12 protein-coding genes are annotated in these 19,329 nt (G+C 68.4%); 10 read left to right on the top strand and 2 right to left on the bottom strand.

The window, feature by feature from the left end:
• Nucleotides 1–24 precede the first annotated feature (24 nt).
• The 3 genes from ACQF4J_RS13195 to ACQF4J_RS13185 all read left to right on the top strand — a co-directional run bounded on the left by ACQF4J_RS13195 (nt 25) and on the right by ACQF4J_RS13185 (nt 4,443).
• Entirely contained in the window at nt 25–1,680 is a 1,656-nt protein-coding gene (locus ACQF4J_RS13195; RefSeq protein WP_351562966.1) for an extracellular solute-binding protein, read from the top strand.
• An 85-nt stretch (nt 1,681–1,765) separates the two neighbouring features.
• Nucleotides 1,766–2,446 (top strand): hypothetical protein, encoded by a 681-nt coding sequence (locus ACQF4J_RS13190; RefSeq protein WP_351799415.1) that lies wholly within the window; start codon nt 1,766–1,768, stop codon nt 2,444–2,446.
• Nucleotides 2,443–4,443: a beta-galactosidase gene (locus ACQF4J_RS13185; RefSeq protein WP_351799417.1), complete on the top strand. Its 2,001-nt coding sequence runs from the start codon at nt 2,443–2,445 to the stop codon at nt 4,441–4,443. The genes ACQF4J_RS13190 and ACQF4J_RS13185 overlap by 4 nt, the downstream gene beginning before the upstream one ends.
• Here the strand turns inward: ACQF4J_RS13185 and ACQF4J_RS13180 are convergent.
• Nucleotides 4,437–6,380: an alpha-glucuronidase gene (locus ACQF4J_RS13180; protein WP_351799420.1), complete on the bottom strand. Its 1,944-nt coding sequence runs from the start codon at nt 6,378–6,380 to the stop codon at nt 4,437–4,439. The genes ACQF4J_RS13185 and ACQF4J_RS13180 overlap by 7 nt on opposite strands.
• Before the next feature lie 20 nt (nt 6,381–6,400).
• Nucleotides 6,401–10,210 (bottom strand): GH92 family glycosyl hydrolase, encoded by a 3,810-nt coding sequence (locus tag ACQF4J_RS13175; RefSeq protein ID WP_351799423.1) that lies wholly within the window; start codon nt 10,208–10,210, stop codon nt 6,401–6,403.
• Nucleotides 10,211–10,698: 488 nt separating this feature from the next.
• On the opposite strand from ACQF4J_RS13175, the gene ngcE reads away from it, so the two are divergent.
• From ngcE to ACQF4J_RS13140, 7 genes are all read left to right on the top strand, one after another.
• Nucleotides 10,699–12,153, top strand: a complete 1,455-nt coding sequence (gene ngcE, locus ACQF4J_RS13170; RefSeq protein ID WP_351562973.1) for an N-acetylglucosamine/diacetylchitobiose ABC transporter substrate-binding protein — start codon at nt 10,699–10,701, stop codon at nt 12,151–12,153.
• Nucleotides 12,154–12,273: 120 nt separating this feature from the next.
• Nucleotides 12,274–13,209, top strand: coding sequence for a carbohydrate ABC transporter permease (locus tag ACQF4J_RS13165; protein WP_351799425.1), 936 nt, complete (start codon nt 12,274–12,276; stop codon nt 13,207–13,209).
• Between the two features lie 15 nt (nt 13,210–13,224).
• Nucleotides 13,225–14,148 carry a carbohydrate ABC transporter permease gene (locus ACQF4J_RS13160; RefSeq protein ID WP_351562977.1) on the top strand — a complete coding sequence of 308 codons (924 nt, stop codon included), beginning with the start codon at nt 13,225–13,227 and terminating at the stop codon, nt 14,146–14,148.
• Nucleotides 14,149–14,342: 194 nt separating this feature from the next.
• On the top strand, nt 14,343–15,542 hold the full coding sequence (locus tag ACQF4J_RS13155) for an ROK family transcriptional regulator (RefSeq protein WP_351562979.1): 1,200 nt from the start codon (nt 14,343–14,345) through the stop codon (nt 15,540–15,542).
• Between the two features lie 133 nt (nt 15,543–15,675).
• Nucleotides 15,676–16,770, top strand: a complete 1,095-nt coding sequence (locus tag ACQF4J_RS13150) for a sugar ABC transporter substrate-binding protein (protein WP_249838521.1) — start codon at nt 15,676–15,678, stop codon at nt 16,768–16,770.
• A 302-nt stretch (nt 16,771–17,072) separates the two neighbouring features.
• Nucleotides 17,073–17,864, top strand: coding sequence for an ATP-binding cassette domain-containing protein (locus ACQF4J_RS13145; protein ID WP_200697963.1), 792 nt, complete (start codon nt 17,073–17,075; stop codon nt 17,862–17,864).
• Nucleotides 17,861–19,177 carry a sugar ABC transporter permease gene (locus ACQF4J_RS13140; protein ID WP_427165679.1) on the top strand — a complete coding sequence of 439 codons (1,317 nt, stop codon included), beginning with the start codon at nt 17,861–17,863 and terminating at the stop codon, nt 19,175–19,177. The genes ACQF4J_RS13145 and ACQF4J_RS13140 overlap by 4 nt, the downstream gene beginning before the upstream one ends.
• The last annotated feature ends 152 nt before the right edge of the window (nt 19,178–19,329 follow it).

The following is a 19,329-nucleotide window of genomic DNA, read 5'->3' as shown; positions in this document are numbered from 1 at the left end:
ACCGACGGAACAAGGGAGTTCCACGTGAAGAACGCAGGAGAGCTGTCGCGTCGGCAGATCCTGGCCGCGGCCGGGTTCGTCGGTCTCGCCACCCTCACCGGCTGCGGCGGCGGGGACGGCGCGGCGGACTCCAAGGACCTGTCCAAGAAGCGGAACGGCGCGATGAAGGAGTACCGCGCGGGACAGCGGTTCAAGGCCGCCAGGCCGCTGTCCTTCTCGATGCTGCACAACGACAACCCGGTCTACCCGCTCAAGAAGGACTGGCTGTTCTGGAAGGAGGTCACCCAGCGCACCGGGGTCACCCTCGAGCCCCTCGACGTGCCGCTGGCCGACTACGAGAAGAAGCGCAGCGTCCTCATCGGCGCGGGCGACGCCCCCTTCCTGATCCCGAAGACCTACCACCCCTCCGAGGTCGCCTTCGTCTCCTCCGGCGCGATCCTCCCGGTCAGCGACTACACGCACCTGATGCCCAACTACCGGGCCAAGGTTCGCAAGTGGAAGCTCGAACCCGAACTCGACTCCATCCGCCAGTCCGACGGCAAGTACTACCTGCTGCCCGGCCTGCACGAGCGGCCGAAGGCCGGCTACTCGCTGTCCTTCCGCACGGACGTCCTAGCCAAGCACGGACTGAGCCTGCCGACCACCTGGGACGAGGTGTACGACGTCCTGACGGCCCTCAGGGCGGAGTACCCCGGCAAGTACCCCTGGACCGACCGCTGGAGCACCAACACCCCCTTCCCGTGTGGGGCGTTGTTCAGCTACCTGGGCCAGGCCTACGGGGTCAAGGCCGGCTGGACGTACGACAACATCAGCTTCGACACCAAGGCCGGGCGGTTCGTCTTCACCGCCGCCCAGGACGAGTACCGCGCGATGGTGGAGTTCCTGAGAAAGATCGTCGCCGAGAAGCTGCTGGACCCGGAGAGCTTCACCCAGCAGGACGACCAGGCCGTGCAGAAGCTGCTCGCCGAGAAGTCCTATGTCATCAGCGCCAATCCGCAGGAGCTGGTGCAGAACTACCGCTACAACCTGGACAAGCAGGTCAAGGGCGCCAAGATCGAGATGGTGCCCGTACCCCTCGGACCGGCCGGCCCGATCGTGCTGAGCGGCGTCCGGCTGGAGAACGGCGTCATGATCGCCGGCAAGGCGCTCAAGAGCGACAGCTTCGTGGCGATGATGCAGTTCGTGGACTGGCTCTGGTACTCGGACGAGGGCCAGGAGTTCTGCAAGTGGGGCGTCGAGGGCGTCACCTACACCAAGACCGGCGACACCTACCGGCTCAGGCCCGGCATCTCCCTCATGGGCTCCGCCCCGGACGCCCCCAAGGACCTGCAGAAGGACTACGGCTTCTTCAACGGCGTCTTCACCTACGGCGGCAGCTGGAAGCTGGTCTCCTCCTCCTTCGGCCCCGACGAGAAGAAGTTCCAGGACGCCATGTCCCAGCGCCGGCAGCTGCCCGTCGACCCGGCCCACCCGCTGCGGTCCGCGGAGCAGGAGCAGGCGACGCTGTGGGACACCCCGCTGAAGGACCACGCCATCCAGAACACGCTCGAGTTCGTCCTCGGCAAGCGTCCGATGTCCGAGTGGAACGCGTACCTGGGCGAGCTGAAGGCGAAGAACATGCAGCAGCTCGTCGACCTGCACAACAAGGCGTACGAACGGTTCAAGAAGGAGAACGGGTGACCCCCGGCCGGCCGGCCGCCACCTGCCCCGACGCCGAGTCGCCGCCGTGGTGGGACGAGGGGTGGATGCCGGGCGGGGAGCCCCGATGAGCGCGCCGTCGACGGCGTTCGGCGACGGCCCCCTCTCCCGTGCCGCAGCCCTCGTCCACACCCTCGTCACCGTCGAGGCCCTGCTGCTCACGGCCGCCTCACCGGGCCTGGCCGTCCTGTTTCTGCTGGGCCCCGACCCGTCCAACCTCCCCCTCGCCGCCGTGGCCGTGCTCCCGCTGGGCCCCGCCCTGTCGGCCGCCGTCTACGCCCTGCACCACCGCGACCGGGACCTCACCGACCTGCATCCGGCCCGCGCCTACGCGCGCGGCTGGCGCCTCAACGCCCTGCCGGTGCTGAGACTGTGGGCGCCGCTGCTCGCCTGGCTGACCGTGATCGCCTTCACGCTCACCCACTTCTCCACGACCGGCCTGCCCGGCTGGTGGGCCGTGTTGCTCGCCGCCATCGGCCTCGGCTCGCTCCTGTGGGGCGCCCACGCCCTCGTCCTCACCTCGCTCTTCACCTTCCGTACCCGCGACACCGCCCGCCTCGCCGCGTACTTCCTCCTGCGGCACGGCGGGGCCACCCTCGCCGCGGCCTCCCTGCTCATGCTCACCGCCGCGCTGACCGCCCTGCTCACCGAGGCCCTGCCCGCCCTGCTGGCCGCTCCGTTGCTGCTCTCCCTGCTGTACGGCAGCCGCCGGGTGATCGCCGAGACCCAGGAGGACTTCACCGTATGACCCGCAAGATCCGGTACGGCGGCGACTACAACCCCGAGCAGTGGCCCGAGGAGGTCTGGGACGAGGACCACCGCCTGTTCGCACGGGCCGGGATCGACACCCTCACCGTCGGCGTCTTCTCCTGGTCCCTCACCCAACCGGTCGAGGAGACCTACGACTTCACGGTCCTCGACAGCGTGCTCGACCGGGCCGCGGCCGAGCGCCGAAGCGTCTGCCTGGCCACCGGCACCGCCGCTCTCCCGCCCTGGCTCGCCAAAAAGTACCCGGACGTCAACCGCACCGACTTCGAGGGCCGCCGCCACCGCTACGGCCAACGGCACAACTTCTGCCCCAGCTCACCCGCGTACCGCCGCCTCGCCACCGCCATGGCCGCACGACTCGCCGAACGGTACGCCGCACACCCGGCGTTGATCGCCTGGCACATCAACAACGAGTACGGGGGCAGCTGTTACTGCGACCTGTGCGCCGAGGCGTTCCGGGACTGGCTGCGCGACAGGTACGGCACCCTCGACGCCCTCAACGACGCCTGGTGCACCACCTTCTGGTCCCACCGCTACACCGACTGGGCCGAGATCGAGCCCCCCAGCGCCCTGACCGAGCACTGGCGCGGCCCCGACCACACCGCCTTCCAAGGCACCACCCTCGACTGGTTCCGCTTCACCACCGACGCCCTGCTCGGCTGCTTCCTCGCCGAGAAGGAGGCGATCCGGCGGCACGATGCGGACACCCCCGTCACCACCAACCTCATGGGCATGTTCCGCCCCCTCGACTACCACCGCTGGGCGCCCCACCTCGACTTCGCCTCCTGGGACAGCTACCCGCCCCTCGACGCCCCGCCGACCTGGCCCGCGCTCGCCCACGACCTGATGAGGGGCCTCAAGGACGGCGCCCCCTTCTGGCTGATGGAACAGACCCCGTCGACGACGGCCTGCCGTGACGTCAACCCGCTGCGCCGGCCGGGGGAGCTGCGCCTGGCCACCTTCCAGGCGATCGCCCACGGAGCCGACGCGACCCTCTACTTCCAGCTGCGCGCCTCGCGCGGTGCCTGCGAGAAGTACCACGGGGCGGTCATCGGCCACGCGGGCCGCGACGACACCCGCGTCTTCCATGAAGTGGCCGCCCTGGGGAGAGAGTTGGCGGACCTCGGGCCCGTGACGCTGGGCGCTCGCACCCCGGCCCGCACCGCCCTGCTCTTCGACTGGGACAGCTGGTGGGCCCTGGAGATCTCCGACGGCCCCTCCCGGCTGGTGAAGTACCAGGAGACCGTCCACACCTACTACCGGGCCGCTCGCGAGGCCGGCGCCGACGTGGACGTCGTACCGCAGAGCGCGGACCTCACGCCGTACGACGTCGTCCTCGCCCCCGTCCTGCACATGGTCAAGGGCGACCTCGCCACGCGTCTCGAAACGGTGGCGCGGCGCGGCGGAACGGTCCTGACCACCTTCCTCTCCGGCCGCGTCGACGAACACGACCGCGCCTTCCCCGCCGACGTGCCCGGCCCGCTCGCCGCCCTCATGGGCGTCCGCGTCGACGAATGGGACGCAACTCCACCGGAGTTCGTCCAGCCCGTCCCCGAACTGTCCGCCGAGGCACGGCTCGTCTTCGAACTCGTACTGCCGCGCGGCGCCGAGACCGTCGCCACCTACGGCACCGACTTCTACGCGGGCACACCGGCGGTGACCAGACACGAGTACGGCGAGGGCGAGGCCTGGTACGTCGCGACCGCCCTCGACCGGCAGGGCGTGGACCGGGTCGTACGCCGCGTCCTCGACCGGCACGGACTGCTCGGCCCGTACGCCGGGCACCCGGCCGTGGAGAGCGCACACCGTGTCGCTCGCGACGGCACCCGCCTGCTCTTCCTCCTCAACCACGCGCCGGAACCGGCCCACCTGACCGCGCACGCCACGGCGACCGAACTGCTGACCGGCAAGCGCACGGAGGAGGGCTCCGCCCTGACCCTCGACCCGCTCGGCACCGCGGTCCTGCGCCTTCAGTAGATCGTCCGCCCTCGCTCGTCCGGCACCCCGGACTTGCGGAAGAAGTAACTGTTGATCTGGTCCCGCCACTCGCGGGCGCCGCGGAGCTGCTCCTCGTACCGCTCCGCCACCCGCGCGTGGCGCGCCGGCTCCACGCGGCCCTTCAGCGAGGCCCACAGCGCCATCGCCGCCTCCACCTCCGCCACACCCTCGAAGTGCGCGTCGTAGATGTGCTGGATCACGGTCCTGCCGCTCTTCAGGACGTGCCCGTACGGCACATGGTGGAAGAACAGCAGCAGCTCGTCGGGGCAGGTCTCCGGAGACTCGTAGGTCTCGGCCCACGGCGTCGCGTACTGCCCCGCGTACCCGGTCCCGGTGGCGCTGCTGCGGTCCACCCCGACCCCGTCCCGGTCGGCGAAGTGGTAGGTGCCCCACGGGCTGTACTCGTACCCGTCGACACTCGGCCCGTAGTGATGCCCCGGCTGCACCATGAACCCCACCCCGAGGGGCGCGGTGTACTTCTCGTACGTGCGCCAGGAGCCGTCCAGCACCGCGTGCAGCTCCTTCGCCGGGCCCTCGGCGCCGAACGTGAGCCCGATCCACTCGTCCAGGATCGCGCCCGCGTCCGCGTCCGGCCGCCAGGCCAGCCGCCCGAACGTGTAGAGGTTGGCCTGGGCGAGGGGATGCCCGGTCCAGAAGGGGTCGTCGCCGACGTTGGAGACGGCCACCAACTCCTCGAAGCCGCGCCCCGCCGCCGAGCCGAACCGCAGCACCTCGCTCCACATCGGCCCCAGCCAGCACACATGACGCTGCTGGCCGGTGTACTCCTGCGTGGCCTGCAGCTCCACCGCGAGCGCGGTGTGCGCCATCGCGCCGATCAGCGGCGACACCGGCTCGCGCACCTGGAAGTCCATCGGCCCGTGCTTCACCTGGAGCACGGCGTTCGGCGCGAACCGCCCGTCCAGCGGCAGGAAGTGGTCGTACGCGGCCCGCGCCCGGTCCGTCGTCCGGTCCCGCCAGTCCTGGCGGTGGTCGTAGACGAAGGCCCGCCAGTGGACCGTCCCGCCGTGCGGCGCGAGCGCCGCGGCCAGCATGTTCGCGCCGTCCGCGTGACTGCGGCCGTAGGCGAACGGCCCGGGCTGCCCCTCGGAGTCGGCCTTCACCACGTATCCGCCGAAGTCGGGGATCGCCTCGTACACCCGGGCCGTCGCCCCGGCCCACCACCGCCGCACGTCCGCGTCGAGGGGGTCGGCCGTCGCCAGACCGCCGAGCACGATCGGCGCGGCGAAGGTGACCGACAGATGCGTCCGGATGCCGTACGGCCTCAACGCGGCCGCGATGGCGGCGACTTCACCGATCCGGTCGGTCAGCAGACGCGCCTCGATCTCGTGCACGTTGACGTTGTTCACGGCCACGGCGTTGATCCCGCAGGCCGCCAGCAGCCTCCCGTACGCCCGTACCCGCTCGAGTTCCCCGCGCGCCCGGCCGTCCGCCCAGAACAGCGACCCGCCCGCGTACCCCCGCTCCACCTGGCCCATGACCGGGTGCACGGCCACGTTGTCCCAGTGGTCCAGCATCCGCAGCGCCAACGCCGGCCGGTGCTCCTCCACCCGCCGTTCGCCGCGGAACGCCGCCTGACCGAGCCGTACGACATGGAAGAAGCCGTACAACAGCCCGCGCCCGCCGGACGCCGTGACGGTCGTGCGTCCGTCACGGCGTCCGAGGGTGAACGCCTCGCTCTCGTCGTCGCCCGTCGACTCCAGTACGAGATCGGCCTCGCTCCGCACGACAGCCCCGCCGAACCGGGCGCAGGCCCGCGCCACCTCCCCGTGCACCGTCTCCACCAGCGGGCCCGATCCTCGGATCAGGACCCGCCGGCCGCCGATCGGCCGGAACGCCTCCTCAGGCAGCCAGGCCGGATCGACACCCTTGGGCAGGACGGGCACGGGAAGTGGCATGAGACCCCCAACGCGACCGCTCAGGCGAGCAGTTCGACCTCCGACACGGTCGCCTGGCCGTCGAACACCAGACGGTACTTCCCGTACGTACCCGGGGACCCCACGCTGAACGCGCGTGTCTGCCGGTCCCATCGGAAGGTTTCCCCCGATCGCTTGTCGAGGGTCGTCCACGTGGTTCCGTCGTCGTCCGAGGCCTCGAGGGTCCAGCCGGCCGGCGCCTTGGAGTGGTCGGCGGACGAGGTCACCGTGTACTGAACGCCCTTGACCGGTCCGGAGACCGGCAGATCGACGCTCGTCACGGTGGCGTCCGTGTCCGACGTGTTGTCGAACAGCGCCCCGTCACCCTTCAGCACGTCCGCCCGCGGCGTCGGCACCTTGTCGTCCTGGGTGATCGACACGGGCGCGGCGTTCCTGCCCGTGCCCCACGACGACGGCTTCGACCCCATGTCGAACTCCAGCACCCCGCCCTTGGCCAGCACCGAGTGGGGAATCGAAGTCGACGTCCACGCACGGCCGTTGACCTTCAGACCCTGGACGTAGACGTTGGCCGCGCTGTTCCTGGGCGCCTTCACGACCAGGTCCCGGCCGTTCTCCAGATGGACGGTCGCCTTCTTGAACAGCGGGGAGCCGACGGCGTACTCGCCGCCGCCCATCACCAGCGGGTAGAAGCCGAGCGCGGAGAAGAGGTACCAGGCCGACTGCTCGCCGTTGTCCTCGTCGCCGTGGTAGCCCTGCCCGATCTCGCTGCCGACGTACAGCCGTGACAGCGCCTCGCGGACGTTCTTCTGCGCCTTCCAGGGCTGCCCGGCCGCGTCGTACATGTAGATGACGTGGTGGGCGACCTGGTTGGAGTGCCCGTACATGCCCATCCGGACGTCCCGCGCCTCGGTCATCTCATGGATGACCCCGCCGTAGGAGCCGACGAACTCGGGGGCTGCGGTCTCCGGGGTGGCGAAGTACTCGTCGAGCTTGTCCGCGAGCTTGCCCCGGCCGCCGTAGAGGTTGGCCAGGCCCCGGCTGTCCTGCGGGGCGGTGAAGGCGTAGCCCCAGCCGTTGGTCTCCGTGTAGTCGTAACCCCACACGCGCGGGTCGTACTTCGCGGAGTCCACGCGCCAGTCGCCCTTGGCGTCCCTGCCCTGGAAGAACCCGGCCTTGGAGTCGAAGAGGTTCACGTAGTCCTGGGCGCGGTTGAGGAAGTACCGCGACTCCTCCTGGTAGCGCTTCTCGCCGGTCTTCTCGTACAGGGCCCGGCCCATCTGCGCGATGCCGTAGTCGTTGACATAGCCCTCCATCGCCCACGACAGGCCCTCGTGCGTGCCGGTGCTGGTGTAGCCGAGGAACGGCGAGGTCGCCATGCCCTTGCGGCCCACGCCCGACGCCGGGGGCACCACGGTGGCGTTCTTCAGAGCGGCGTCGTACGCCGCCTTCGCGTCGAACTTCACACCCTTGACGTACGCGTCGGCGAAGGCCACGTCCGAGGAGGTGCCGGTCATCAGGTCCGCGTAGCCGGGCGATGACCAGCGCGAGGTCCAGCCGCCGTCGTTGTACTGCTGCACGAAGCCGTCGACCATCTCGCCCGCCTGGGAGGGCGTCAGCAGAGAGTACGCCGGCCAGGTGGTCCGGTAGGTGTCCCAGAAACCGTTGTTGACGTACACCTTGCCGTCCACGATCTTCGCGCCGGTGTGGGTCGGGGTGTCCGGCCCGGGCATCGGTGAGAACGGCGAGGCGTACTGGTAGGCCGAACCCACCTTCTCGAAACCGGAGTTGGGGTACAGGTAGAGCCGGTACATGCTGGAGTACAGCGTGGTCAGCTGGTCCGGTGTCGCGCCCTCGACCTCCACCTTGCCCAGCAGCCTGTCCCAGACCTGCCGGGCGCGGTTCCTCACCGTGTCGAAGGAGGTGCCGTCCGGGATCTCCTGGCGCAGGTTGTCCTTGGCCTGGTCGATGCTGATGAGCGAGGTGGCCAGGCGCAGGGTGACGGTGTGGTCGTCACCGGCGTCGAAGCGCAGATACCCCTTGACGCCGCTCGAGGCACCGTCGGTCGCCTTCTTGTCGAACACGCCGTAGACGAACAGCCGGGTCGCCCCCGTCGACAGCCCGGACTTCACGTCCGAGTAGCCGGTGACGATCCCGTTGTCCTTGTCGAGGGTGAGCCCCGCCTGCTCGGTGACGTTGTCGAAGACCACGCTCGCGTCGTCGCCCGGATAGGTGAAGCGGAGTGCCGCCGCGTGGTCGGTCGGGGCCATCTCGGCCTTCAGCCCGTTCTCGAACCGCACCCCGTAGTAGTACGGCCGCGCGGTCTCGTTCTCGTGGCGGAAGGCCAGCTCACGCGCCTCCCGCCCGGTGTCCGGGGTTCCCGCCTGCGCGGACGGCATCAGCTGGAAGGTCTGCCGGTCGCCCATCCACGGGCTCGGCTCGTGGCTTGCGCTGAACGCCTGGATCGTCGGCAGGTTGTCGTCGTTGTTCGCCCGCGCGTAGTCGTACAGCCAGCTCAGCGAGGACGCGTTGGTCACCGGCGTCCAGAAGTTGAAGCCGTGCGGCATCGCGGTCGCGGGGAAGTTGTTGCCGCGCGAGAAGCTGCCGCTGGAGTTGGTGCCGCGCGTGGTGAGGGCGTAGTCGGCGAGGTGCGCCTTCGGCTTCTCCGGCGCCACCCGCCGCAGCGCGATGTCGTCCAGCCAGCCGCGGAACTTCGCCGGGCCCTTCGCGGAGTCGTACGCCACCAGTATCCGGTCGACCGTCTTGCCGGCCGCGACGGACCCGATCCGGGAGGCGACGTCGTTCCACTGGTTGACGTAGAGCACCTTGGCGGCGCCCTGCCCCTGCGGGGAGAGCGCGAACCCGTGCCGGTCCGTCGCGCCGAGGCCGCTGAGGTAGGTGCCGTCGGTGAACGCCAGGTCCACCGAGACGTTCGTGGCGTCGTAGTCCCGGTCGCCGTCCGCCATCGACGGGTAGATCCGGTACGACAGCTCGGTGTCCCGGCCGACCGCCACGTTCACGTCGAAGACCTTGTTGTACGAGTACGCCCGGCCGTCGGCCGTGTGCCGTCCGGCGTAACGCAGGGCCCTCTTCCCGGTGAACCCGGCCGCCGCCTTGGCCGTGGGCGAACCGCTGGGCCCGTGGTCGACCAGCGACAGCATGTCCTGCGGCACCGGGCCGCCGCCACCGCCCGTGGACAGCTGCAGGTCGGCGAGCTGCAGGATGTCCGCGCCGTTGTTCTTGGTGATGTCCAGCCGGTAGTGCTGGTACTCGGCCGGCTCGGCGAGGTCGTAGGACTTCGTCTGGAAGCGCTCGGAGAAGGACTCGCCGGCGCGGGAGTCGAGGGTCTTCCAGTCCTTGCCGTCGGCGGAGCCCTGCAGCGTCCAGTCCCGCGGGTCGCGCTCGTCGTAGTCGTTCGCCGAGGTGAGGGCGTACGTCACGATCTTCATGGGCTTCTCGAGGTCGAACTCCGCCCAGCCGGTCGGCTCGAAGGTCAGCCACTTGGTGGCCGCCTCGCCGTCGGCGAGGTTCTCCTTCACCTCGCCGCCGCCGGTGTTCTCGGCGCTCGCGCGGACGTCGGTGACATGGTCGTTGATGTTGCCCGGGATGCCGCTGCTGTAGCCGCCGTCGACGCCCGAGGCCCGCTTGGCGCCGTCGGCACCGGTGTCGACCGTGTTCAGCCAGTCCGGAGCCGGATCGCCCGTCTCGAACGACGACGCGAACTCCCGGTCGGCCTTGGCGGGAGCGGGAGCGCCCGGCAGCGCGACCGCCGCCCCCTGCGAGCCCACCGCCATGACAAAGGCGGCCGTGATCACGACCGCCGGTCCGTATCTGTGCCGAGCTCTGTGCCGCATACGGAAGCACCCTCCCTGTCTCCTGGCTCGTTCACCTCCGGGGCGCCTCGGCCGATGTCGAGAGGGTGACCGTGCTCGGCCCTGCGGGCCTCCGAGCGCTCACTCTCTCGACAACGTCGCGCCCCTTCGGCTCACTCGCGTGCACTGGACAACGTTGTCAACTTCGACGCGCAAGGACCAGTAGTGGGTCAAGTGGCCAGTGATGTCAAGGGTGTTGCCTGCGGCATTCGGGGCTTATGTCGCGGACTTTTCCGGCAAGCGACGCACAGGGCGCTCATATTTCCGAGAGGTCTCAACTCGGAAAAGACCCATGGCCAACCTTGCATTCGATCTTGCTCCGTTGGCGGGAAGTGGACTATACCTGTCGGCGATTCACACGATCCGTACTTTGCTGTCCGCACTTCCTGCACGACCCTGCTTGACCTGACCGCGGTGCCGGGGAGGATCCGGTTCACCGCCTGAGTCCTGGAGAAGGCGAGGACTTGAGCATGGGATCCACTTCCGGCGAGAACGAGAACAACGGCACGGCCGACGTCGGCCGCCGCGATCTGATCAAGCGTTCGGCCGCGCTCGGACTGATCTCCGTACCGGCCATGGGCTTTCTGTCCGCGTGCGCGAGCGGTGGCGGGAGCGACGACAACTCGAGCGGCAACGACCAGGGCAAGACGTCCAAGTCCAATCCCTTCGGCGCCAAGAAGGGAACCAAGCTCGACGTCGTCATCTTCAAGGGCGGTTACGGCGACGACTACGCGAAGGCCTGGGAGGCGGACTTCGCCAAGGACCCCGGCATCACCTCCACCCACACCGGCACCCAGGAGATCACCGGCAAGCTCCAGCCCCGCTTCAACGCCGGAAACCCGCCGGACATCGTCGACGACTCCGGCGCCCAGCAGATCAAGGTCGACGTCCTGTACAAGAACGGGCAGCTGCTGGACCTCGCCCCGGTCCTCGACGCCCCGTCCGTGGACGACCCGAGCAAGAAGGTCCGGGACATGCTCATCCCCGGCACCCTCGACCCGGGCGTCCAGGAGGGCAAGGTCGTCGCCCTCAACTACATCTACACGGTCTGGGGCCTGTGGTACTCCGGCAAGCTCTTCAAGGACAAGGGCTGGGAGCCGCCGAAGACCTGGGACGACTTCATCAAGGTCTGCCAGGCGGCCAAGAAGGACGGCATCGGCGGCCTCGCCCACCAGGGCAAGTACCCGTACTACATCAATGTCGCCATCATGGACATGATCGCCAAGAAGGGCGGCATCGACGCGGTCAAGGCGATCGACAACCTCGACCCGAAGGCGTTCGTCGGCTCCGCCGCGGCGCAGGCGGGCGTCGAGGCGATCTACGAGGTCGTGGAGAAGGGCCTGCTGATGCCGGGCACCAACGGCCTGACCCACACCGAGTCGCAGACCCGCTGGAACCAGTACAAGGCCGCCTTCATCACCTGCGGCTCCTGGCTGGAGAACGAGCAGCTGAAGCAGACGCCCTCGGACTTCGACATGAAGTTCCTGCCGATGCCCCTGCTGCCCGGCAGCAAGATGCCCTTCGAGGCGATCCGGGCGGGTTCCGGCGAGCCCTTCATCATCCCCGCGAAGGCGAAGAACCTCCCCGGCGCCAAGGAGTTCATGCGCCACATGCTCTCCAAGGAGTGGTCGACGCTCTTCGCCAAGGAGGCCAACTCGCTCACCATCCTCAAGGACGGCGTCGACGCGAGCGTGAAGCTGCGCCCCGGCACGCAGTCCACCGTCGAGGCGTCGAAGGCGGCCGGCGACAACACCTTCCGCTACCTGTACCCGGACTGGTACAGCGAGATGGACACCGCCATCCAGAACGCATCCAATGAGCTCATGGCCAAGCGCATCCAGCCGAAGGAATGGCTGAAGCGGTGTCAGGCGGCCGTCGACAAGCAGGCGAAGGACCCGGCCTCCAAGAAGAACCGGCACGAGTAGTTCACGGGGGCGTCGTGGGGGCTGTGTGACGTAGGGCGGCCACGGGTCGTTCGTGGCTTGTCGCGCAGTTCCCCGCGCCCCTTTCGGGGCGCTGCACAGACCGGAATGTCAGGGGCAGGTATGCGCAAAGGGCAGTACAGGTTCGTCGCGGGGTTTCTCTTCATCCCCGTGTTGCTCTACGTGGTCTTCGTGATCTGGCCGTACATCCAGACGTTCGGCTATTCGCTGACCGACTGGAAGGGGCAGTCGCAGACCTTCAACTTCGTCGGCCTGGACAACTACCGAGCGCTGTTCCAGGACGACGTGTTCATGCAGGCCATCTGGCACAACCTCCAGTTCCTGGTCTTCATCCCGGTGATCACGATCCTGCTCGCCCTGTTCTTCGCCTTCATGCTGAACGCGGGCGGACGCAGCAGGGCCGGCGGGGTCCAGGGCGTCGCCGGATCGAAGTTCTACAAAGTCGTGTACTTCTTCCCGCAGGTGCTTTCGCTGGCGATTCTCGCCGTTCTGTTCAACGCGGTGTACCGCAGTGACGGGGGAGGCCTGCTCAACGGCGCCCTGATCAAAATCCATCTCGTCGACGCGAACAATCCCATCGAATGGCTCAATGAGCCGAACATGGTGCTGTGGGCGCTGATGGTCGCCGTGATCTGGCAGGGCGTCGGCTTCTACCTGGTGCTGTTCTCGGCGGCCATGCAGTCCATTCCGAAGGACATCTACGAGGCCGCGCTGATCGACGGCGCCAACCGGAATCAGTCGTTCTTCCGTATCACCCTGCCGCTGCTGTGGGACACCGTGCAGACGGCCTGGGTGTATCTCGGCATCATCGCGATGGACATGTTCGTCCTGGTCTCCTCGATGACCCAGAACATGGGGGCCTACGGCGGCGGCCCCGACCACCACAGCGACGTCATGGCGACCGTGATGATGCGCAACTTCCTGTACTACGGCAAGAGCGGCTACGCCTGCGCCATGGGCGTGATCATGCTGCTGCTCACCCTGATCCTGTCCGTCTTCACGCTGCGCGTCACCCGCCGCGAGCGCATCGAGTTCTGAGCGGGAGACATGACGATGAGCGCCCCCATCAAGGAAACCCCCGCCGCCCCCGTCGAGCGGCCCGTCGCCCCGCGGCCCGACCGCCCCGGCGAGCAGCGCGGCGAGGGTGTCGTCCTGAACGTCTTCTCCCACGGCTTCCTCGCCCTGTGGGCCCTGCTGATCGTGCTGCCGCTGCTGTGGCTGGTGATCAGCTCCTTCAAGACCGACGCGCAGATCGGCGGCTCCGCCTTCGGCTGGCCGCACAACTGGTCCCTGGACGTCTTCCACCGGGCCTGGAACAAGGGCATCGGCGACTACTTCCTCAACACGGTCATCGTGCTGGTCTTCTCGGTCCCGCTGACCATGCTGTTCGGCTCCATGGCCGCGTACGTCCTGGCCCGGTACCAGTTCTGGGGCAACCGGCTGCTGTACTACTTCTTCGTGGCCGGCGCGATGTTCCCGGTCTTCCTCGCCCTCGTCCCGCTGTTCTTCATGGTCAAGCGGCTGGACATGCTGAACACCTACCAGGGGCTCATCCTGGTCTACATCGCCTACTCGATGCCGTTCACGGTGTTCTTCATGCACGCCTTCTTCCGCACCCTGCCCACGGCCGTCTTCGAGGCGGCGGTCCTGGACGGCGCCTCGCACACCCGGACCTTCTTCCAGGTGATGCTGCCGATGGCGAAACCGGGCCTGATCAGCGTCGGCATCTTCAACACGCTCGGCCAGTGGAACCAGTTCATCCTGCCGACGGTCCTGATGCAGCCGCAGAGCGGCGGCGACCCGGAGCGCTATGTGCTCACCCAGGGGCTCATTCAGCTGCAGCAGCAGCAGGGGTACGCCTCCGACCTGCCCGTCCTCTTCGCGGGCGTCACCATCGCCATGATCCCGATGCTGGTGGTGTACCTGTCCTTCCAGCGCCAGGTTCAGGCGGGCCTCACCTCGGCCACCCTGAAGTAGCGCTCCGAAACCGCCCGACCGCGCGCCGTTCCCGCATTTCGGGCACGGCGCGCGAACGTGTGTGTGCCCGCGGCCACGTACCCGGAAACGGTTCAACCTCTTGACGGGAGGCGACCCGAACGGCTCAGCTTAGAGTTCACTAGTTGGACATAGACGGGGCCTCATCGAAGCGGTCCCGCGCGCAGGAGGTCGTCGTGGAGACTCCGGGGTCGCAGTCGTCACTGCACCGAGCCAACCTGGAGCGGGTCGTCCGGGCCGTCCGGCTGGCCGGGTCACTCACGCAGGCGGAGATCGCGAGGACCACGGGGCTGTCCGCCGCCACGGTCTCCAACATCGTCCGTGAACTCAAGGACGGCGGAACGGTCGAGGTCACACCCACGTCGTCGGGTGGCCGCAGGGCCCGCAGCGTCTCCCTGAGCGGGGACGCCGGCATCGTCATCGGCGTCGACTTCGGGCACACGCATCTGCGCGTCGCGGTCGGCAATCTCGCCCACCAGGTGCTGGCGGAGGAGTCCGAGCCGCTGGACGTCGACGCCTCTTCGGCGCAGGGCTTCGACCGGGCCGAGGAGCTGGTCAATCGCCTGATCAGCGCAACCGGGGTGGACCGGTCGAAGATCGCCGGGGTGGGCCTCGGCGTGCCCGGTCCCATCGACGTCGAGTCGGGCACCCTCGGCTCCACCGCCATCCTGCCCGGCTGGACCGGCACCAAGCCCGCCGAGGAGCTGCGAGGGCGGCTCGGCGTGCCCGTGCACGTGGACAACGACGCCAACCTCGGCGCCCTCGGTGAGCTGGTCTGGGGCAGTGGCAGGGGCGTGCGCGACCTCGCCTACATCAAGGTCGCCAGCGGCGTCGGCGCCGGTCTGGTGATCAACGGCAAGATCTACCGCGGCCCAGGTGGCACAGCGGGAGAAATCGGTCATATTACTCTTGATGAATCCGGCCCCGTCTGCCGCTGTGGAAACCGCGGCTGCCTGGAGACCTTCGCGGCCGCGCGCTATGTGCTGCCGCTGCTCCAGTCCAGTCACGGCACCGATCTGACGATGGAAGGCGTCGTGCGGCTGGCCAGGGACGGAGACCCGGGCTGTCGTCGGGTGATCGCCGACGTCGGCCGCCACATCGGTTCTGGAGTCGCCAATCTCTGCAATCTGTTGAACCCGAGCCGGGTGGTCCTCGGTGGTGATCTCGCCGAGGCCGGTGAGCTGGTGCTCGGGCCGATCAGGGAGTCCGTCGGCCGCTATGCGATCCCCAGTGCGGCACGCCAACTGTCCGTGCTTCCAGGGGCACTTGGAGGTCGCGCGGAGGTACTCGGAGCGCTCGCCCTCGCCCTCAGCGAGATGGGTGATTCGACCCTTTTGGACAGCACGCTGCATGCGACGACGCCTGCCTTCACTTAGAGAACGCAGGACGTCGTTGCCATCTCGTTAAGTATTTACTTCTTGACGTCGCACGTGCGGCCGAGTTGACTTCCAGCCACCTCGGCCGCAACGACGCGGCCTCGTCAGGGAGGTTTCTCAAGTGAACACGCTCATGCGTCGTGCAGCCGTGACCGTAGCGATCTCGGCGCTCGCCGTCTCGGTCGCCGCCTGTGGCAAGGCCGGTGACAAGAAGAGCAGCGACAACAGCAGCTCGAGCTCGGGCGGCGGCGGCAAGTCGATCGGCCTGCTCCTGCCCGACAACGTCACCGCGCGGTACGAGAAGTTCGACAAGCCGTACTTCGAGGCCAAGGTCAAGGAGCTGTGCGGCGACTGCACCGTCTCCTACGCCAACGCCGCCGCCGACCCGGCCAAGCAGGCTCAGCAGATGAGCAGCATGGTCACCAAGGGCGTCAAGGTCATCGTGGTCTCGGCCCAGGACTCTGCCGCCATCAAGTCCTCGATCCAGTCCGCGGTGGACAAGGGCGTCAAGGTCGTCGCGTACGACCGCCTCGCCCAGGGCCCGGTCTCGGCCTACGTCTCCTTCGACAACGTCAAGGTCGGCCAGCTCCAGGGCCAGGCCCTGCTGGACGCCCTCGGCTCCAAGGCGAAGAAGTCCTCGAAGATCGTCATGATCAACGGTGACGACGCCGACCCGAACGCCGGGCAGTTCAAGAAGGGCGCGCACGAGGCCCTCGACGGCAAGGTGAACATCGCCTACGAGCAGTCGGGTCTGTGGAAGGACACCGTCGCCGCGCAGAAGATGTCCGCCGCCATCACCCAGCTCGGCGCCAAGAACATCGCCGGCGTCTACGCCGCCAACGACGGCATGGCCGGTGGTATCGCCAACACCCTCAAGGGCGCCGGCATCAGCGGCATCCCGCTGACCGGCCAGGACGCCGAGCTCGCGGGCATCCAGCGGATCGTCGCCGGTACCCAGTCCTCCACCGTCTACAAGGCCTACAAGCCCGAGGCGGACACCGCCGCCGAGCTCGCGGTCAACCTGCTCCAGGGCAAGGACATCAAGTCCCTGGCCGACACCACGGTCACCAGCGGCTCCGGCGACAAGGTCCAGGCCAAGCTGCTGACCCCGGTCTCGGTGACCGTCAAGAACATCAAGGACACGGTCGTCAAGGACGGTCTGTACACCGTCTCCCAGATCTGCACCGCTGACTTCGCCGCCGCGTGCAAGAAGGCCGGCCTGCAGTAAGAGCCGCCCAGGGCCCGTCCGCCGGACGGGCCCGAGCCCCGGGGCGCGGTCCTGAACGGAACGCGCCCCCACGGCAGGCACCGAACCTGTCCGGCACCCGCGCCGCCTTCATACCCCGCTGCGGGGCGGGTGCCGGACGGAAGCATGGTGGACGCACCCGTTGCCAAGAGGCACGGACCGCGCGCATGTTCGACTTGTAAATCAGTGCCAACGGCACACCCCCTTGTAAATCAGTGCTTACGGCACACCCCTCCGCGCCCTACCCCAAGCGCGGCATCCCCGCCGGTCAGGCGGCGAAGGAGATGGTTCACGTGTCCGCTACGCCCGTGCTGGCGTTGCGCGGAGTCTCCAAGCGATTCGGTGCGGTGCAGGCCCTCACCGATGTCGAACTGGAGGTCCACGCCGGCGAAGTGGTCGCCCTGGTCGGCGACAACGGCGCCGGAAAGTCCACGCTGGTCAAGACGATCGCCGGAGTCCACCCCATCGATGAGGGCGTCATCGAGTGGGAGGGCAAGCCGGTCAGCATCAACAGGCCGCACGACGCCCAGGGACTCGGCGTCGCGACGGTCTACCAGGACCTCGCGCTGTGCGACAACCTCGACGTGGTCGGCAACCTCTACCTCGGACGCGAGCTGCTGCACCGCGGCGTCATCGACGAGGTCACGATGGAGAAGAAGGCCCGCGAGCTGCTGAGCACGCTCTCCATCCGCATCCCGAGCGTTCGCATCCCGATCGCGAGCCTCTCCGGTGGTCAGCGTCAGGTCGTCGCCATCGCGCGCGCCCTGATCGGTGAGCCCAAGGTCGTCATCCTCGACGAGCCCACCGCCGCCCTCGGCGTCGAGCAGACCGCCCAGGTCCTCGACCTCGTCGAGCGGCTGCGCGAGCAGAACCTCGCCGTCATCCTCATCAGCCACAACATGGCCGACGTGAAGGCGGTCGCCGACACCGTCGCCGTACTGCGGCTGGGCAGGAACAACGGTTCCTTCTCGGTGAAGGACACCAGTCAGGAAGAAATCATCTCCGCGATCACCGGTGCCACGGACAACGCCGTGACCCGTCGTGCGGGGCGTCGCAGCGCGGAGGCGGCACAGTGAGCGACACATCCAAGGTTTCCAAGGTCGACCCCGAGGTGCAGGACACCGTCGCACCCGCGGACGACCCCACCGCCGCCCCGGTCTCCGTCGTGGACCCGCGTCTGCTGATCCGCGAAGAGGGCCTGAAGGGCTACTGGACCGAGTTCACGCGCAAGGTCAAGGGCGGTGAGCTCGGCTCGCTGCCGGTGGTCATCGGCCTGATCATCATCTGGACGATCTTCCAGTTCCAGAACGACCGGTTCCTCAGCGCCGACAACGTCTCGAACATCAGCTACTACATGTCGGCCACCGGCATGCTCGCCATCGGCCTGGTGTTCGTCCTGCTGCTCGGCGAGATCGACCTGTCGGTCGGTTCGGTCAGCGGTCTGACCTCGACGCTGTTCGCCGTGTTCGTGGTCCAGCACGGCATGAACCCCTGGCTGTCGCTGGTGCTGGCCGTCCTCACGGGTCTCGGCATCGGCGCGCTGCACGGCTGGTTCTTCGCCAAGATCGGCGTGCCCGCCTTCGTCGTCACCCTGGCCGGTTTCCTCGGCTGGAACGGCCTGATGCTGTGGCTGCTGGGCTCCAGCGGCACCATCAACATCCCCTCCGACACCGGTCCGGTCCACCTGCTCGGCCAGAGCTCGTTCTTCATGGACCAGGCCATCATCGGCGCCTACCTGCTGGCCGGCCTCGGGGTCGTGCTGTCCCTGGTCGGCAACTTCGGTGAGCAGCGGCGCCGCAAGGCCGCGGGCGTGCCGTTCCGGCCGACCGTCGAGATCCTGCTGCGCGTCGGCGTGCTCGCGGTGGCGTCCTTCGTGGCCGCGTTCGTGCTGAACGACGCCGCCGGTGTCTCCAACGCCCTGGTGATCTTCCTCGCGGCGCTGGTGATCGTGGACTTCGTGCTGCGCCGTACGACCTACGGCCGCAAGGTCTTCGCGGTCGGTGGCGGCATCGAGGCGGCCCGCCGTGCCGGTATCAACGTGCCGGTGATCCGGATCACCGTGTTCGCCATCTCCGGCGGCTTCGCGGCGATCGGCGGTATGTTCTTCGCCGGCCAGACCGCGAGCGCCACGCTGAGCGCCGGTGGCGGCAACACCCTGATGCTCGCCATCGCCGCGGCGGTCATCGGCGGTACGTCGCTGTTCGGTGGCCGCGGCTCCGTCTGGTCCGCCCTGCTGGGCATGCTGGTCATCCAGTCCATCCAGACCGGCCTGGACCTGCTCAACATGAACACGTCCATCCAGTACATGATCACCGGTGCGGTGCTGCTGGGCGCCGTCGTCATCGACTCCGTCTCCCGCAGGAGCCAGAAGGCGGCGGGCCGGGCGTAACACCCCTCCCGAGACCTGTGCCCGGCACCAACGGCGGTGCCGGGCACAGTCATGTCGTAGGGAAGTCCGATCCTGGGTAGAGCCGATCGCGTGACCTACGACGCACCGCCCGGGCGCCGTCCGCAAAGGCGGAACATTAGACTCGACAAGCC

The organism is Streptomyces sp. C1-1, from assembly GCF_050214755.1.
In the GTDB taxonomy this organism is placed as follows: Bacteria; Actinomycetota; Actinomycetes; order Streptomycetales; family Streptomycetaceae; genus Streptomyces.
The sequence above is the reverse complement of the archived record's forward strand: the minus strand, read 5'-3'. Positions and strand labels throughout refer to the sequence as shown.

Bases quoted from the DNA above. Each gene is read 5' to 3' on its own strand.
- ACQF4J_RS13190 (WP_351799415.1), top strand. From the start codon at position 1,766: ATGAGCGCGCCGTCGACGGCGTTCGGCGACGGCCCCCTCTCCCGTGCC.
- ACQF4J_RS13185 (WP_351799417.1), top strand. From the start codon at position 2,443: ATGACCCGCAAGATCCGGTACGGCGGCGACTACAACCCCGAGCAGTGG.
- ACQF4J_RS13180 (WP_351799420.1), bottom strand. From the start codon at position 6,380: ATGCCACTTCCCGTGCCCGTCCTGCCCAAGGGTGTCGATCCGGCCTGG.
- ACQF4J_RS13175 (WP_351799423.1), bottom strand. From the start codon at position 10,210: ATGCGGCACAGAGCTCGGCACAGATACGGACCGGCGGTCGTGATCACG.
- ngcE (WP_351562973.1), top strand. From the start codon at position 10,699: ATGGGATCCACTTCCGGCGAGAACGAGAACAACGGCACGGCCGACGTC.
- ACQF4J_RS13165 (WP_351799425.1), top strand. From the start codon at position 12,274: ATGCGCAAAGGGCAGTACAGGTTCGTCGCGGGGTTTCTCTTCATCCCC.
- ACQF4J_RS13160 (WP_351562977.1), top strand. From the start codon at position 13,225: ATGAGCGCCCCCATCAAGGAAACCCCCGCCGCCCCCGTCGAGCGGCCC.
- ACQF4J_RS13150 (WP_249838521.1), top strand. From the start codon at position 15,676: ATGCGTCGTGCAGCCGTGACCGTAGCGATCTCGGCGCTCGCCGTCTCG.
- ACQF4J_RS13145 (WP_200697963.1), top strand. From the start codon at position 17,073: ATGGTTCACGTGTCCGCTACGCCCGTGCTGGCGTTGCGCGGAGTCTCC.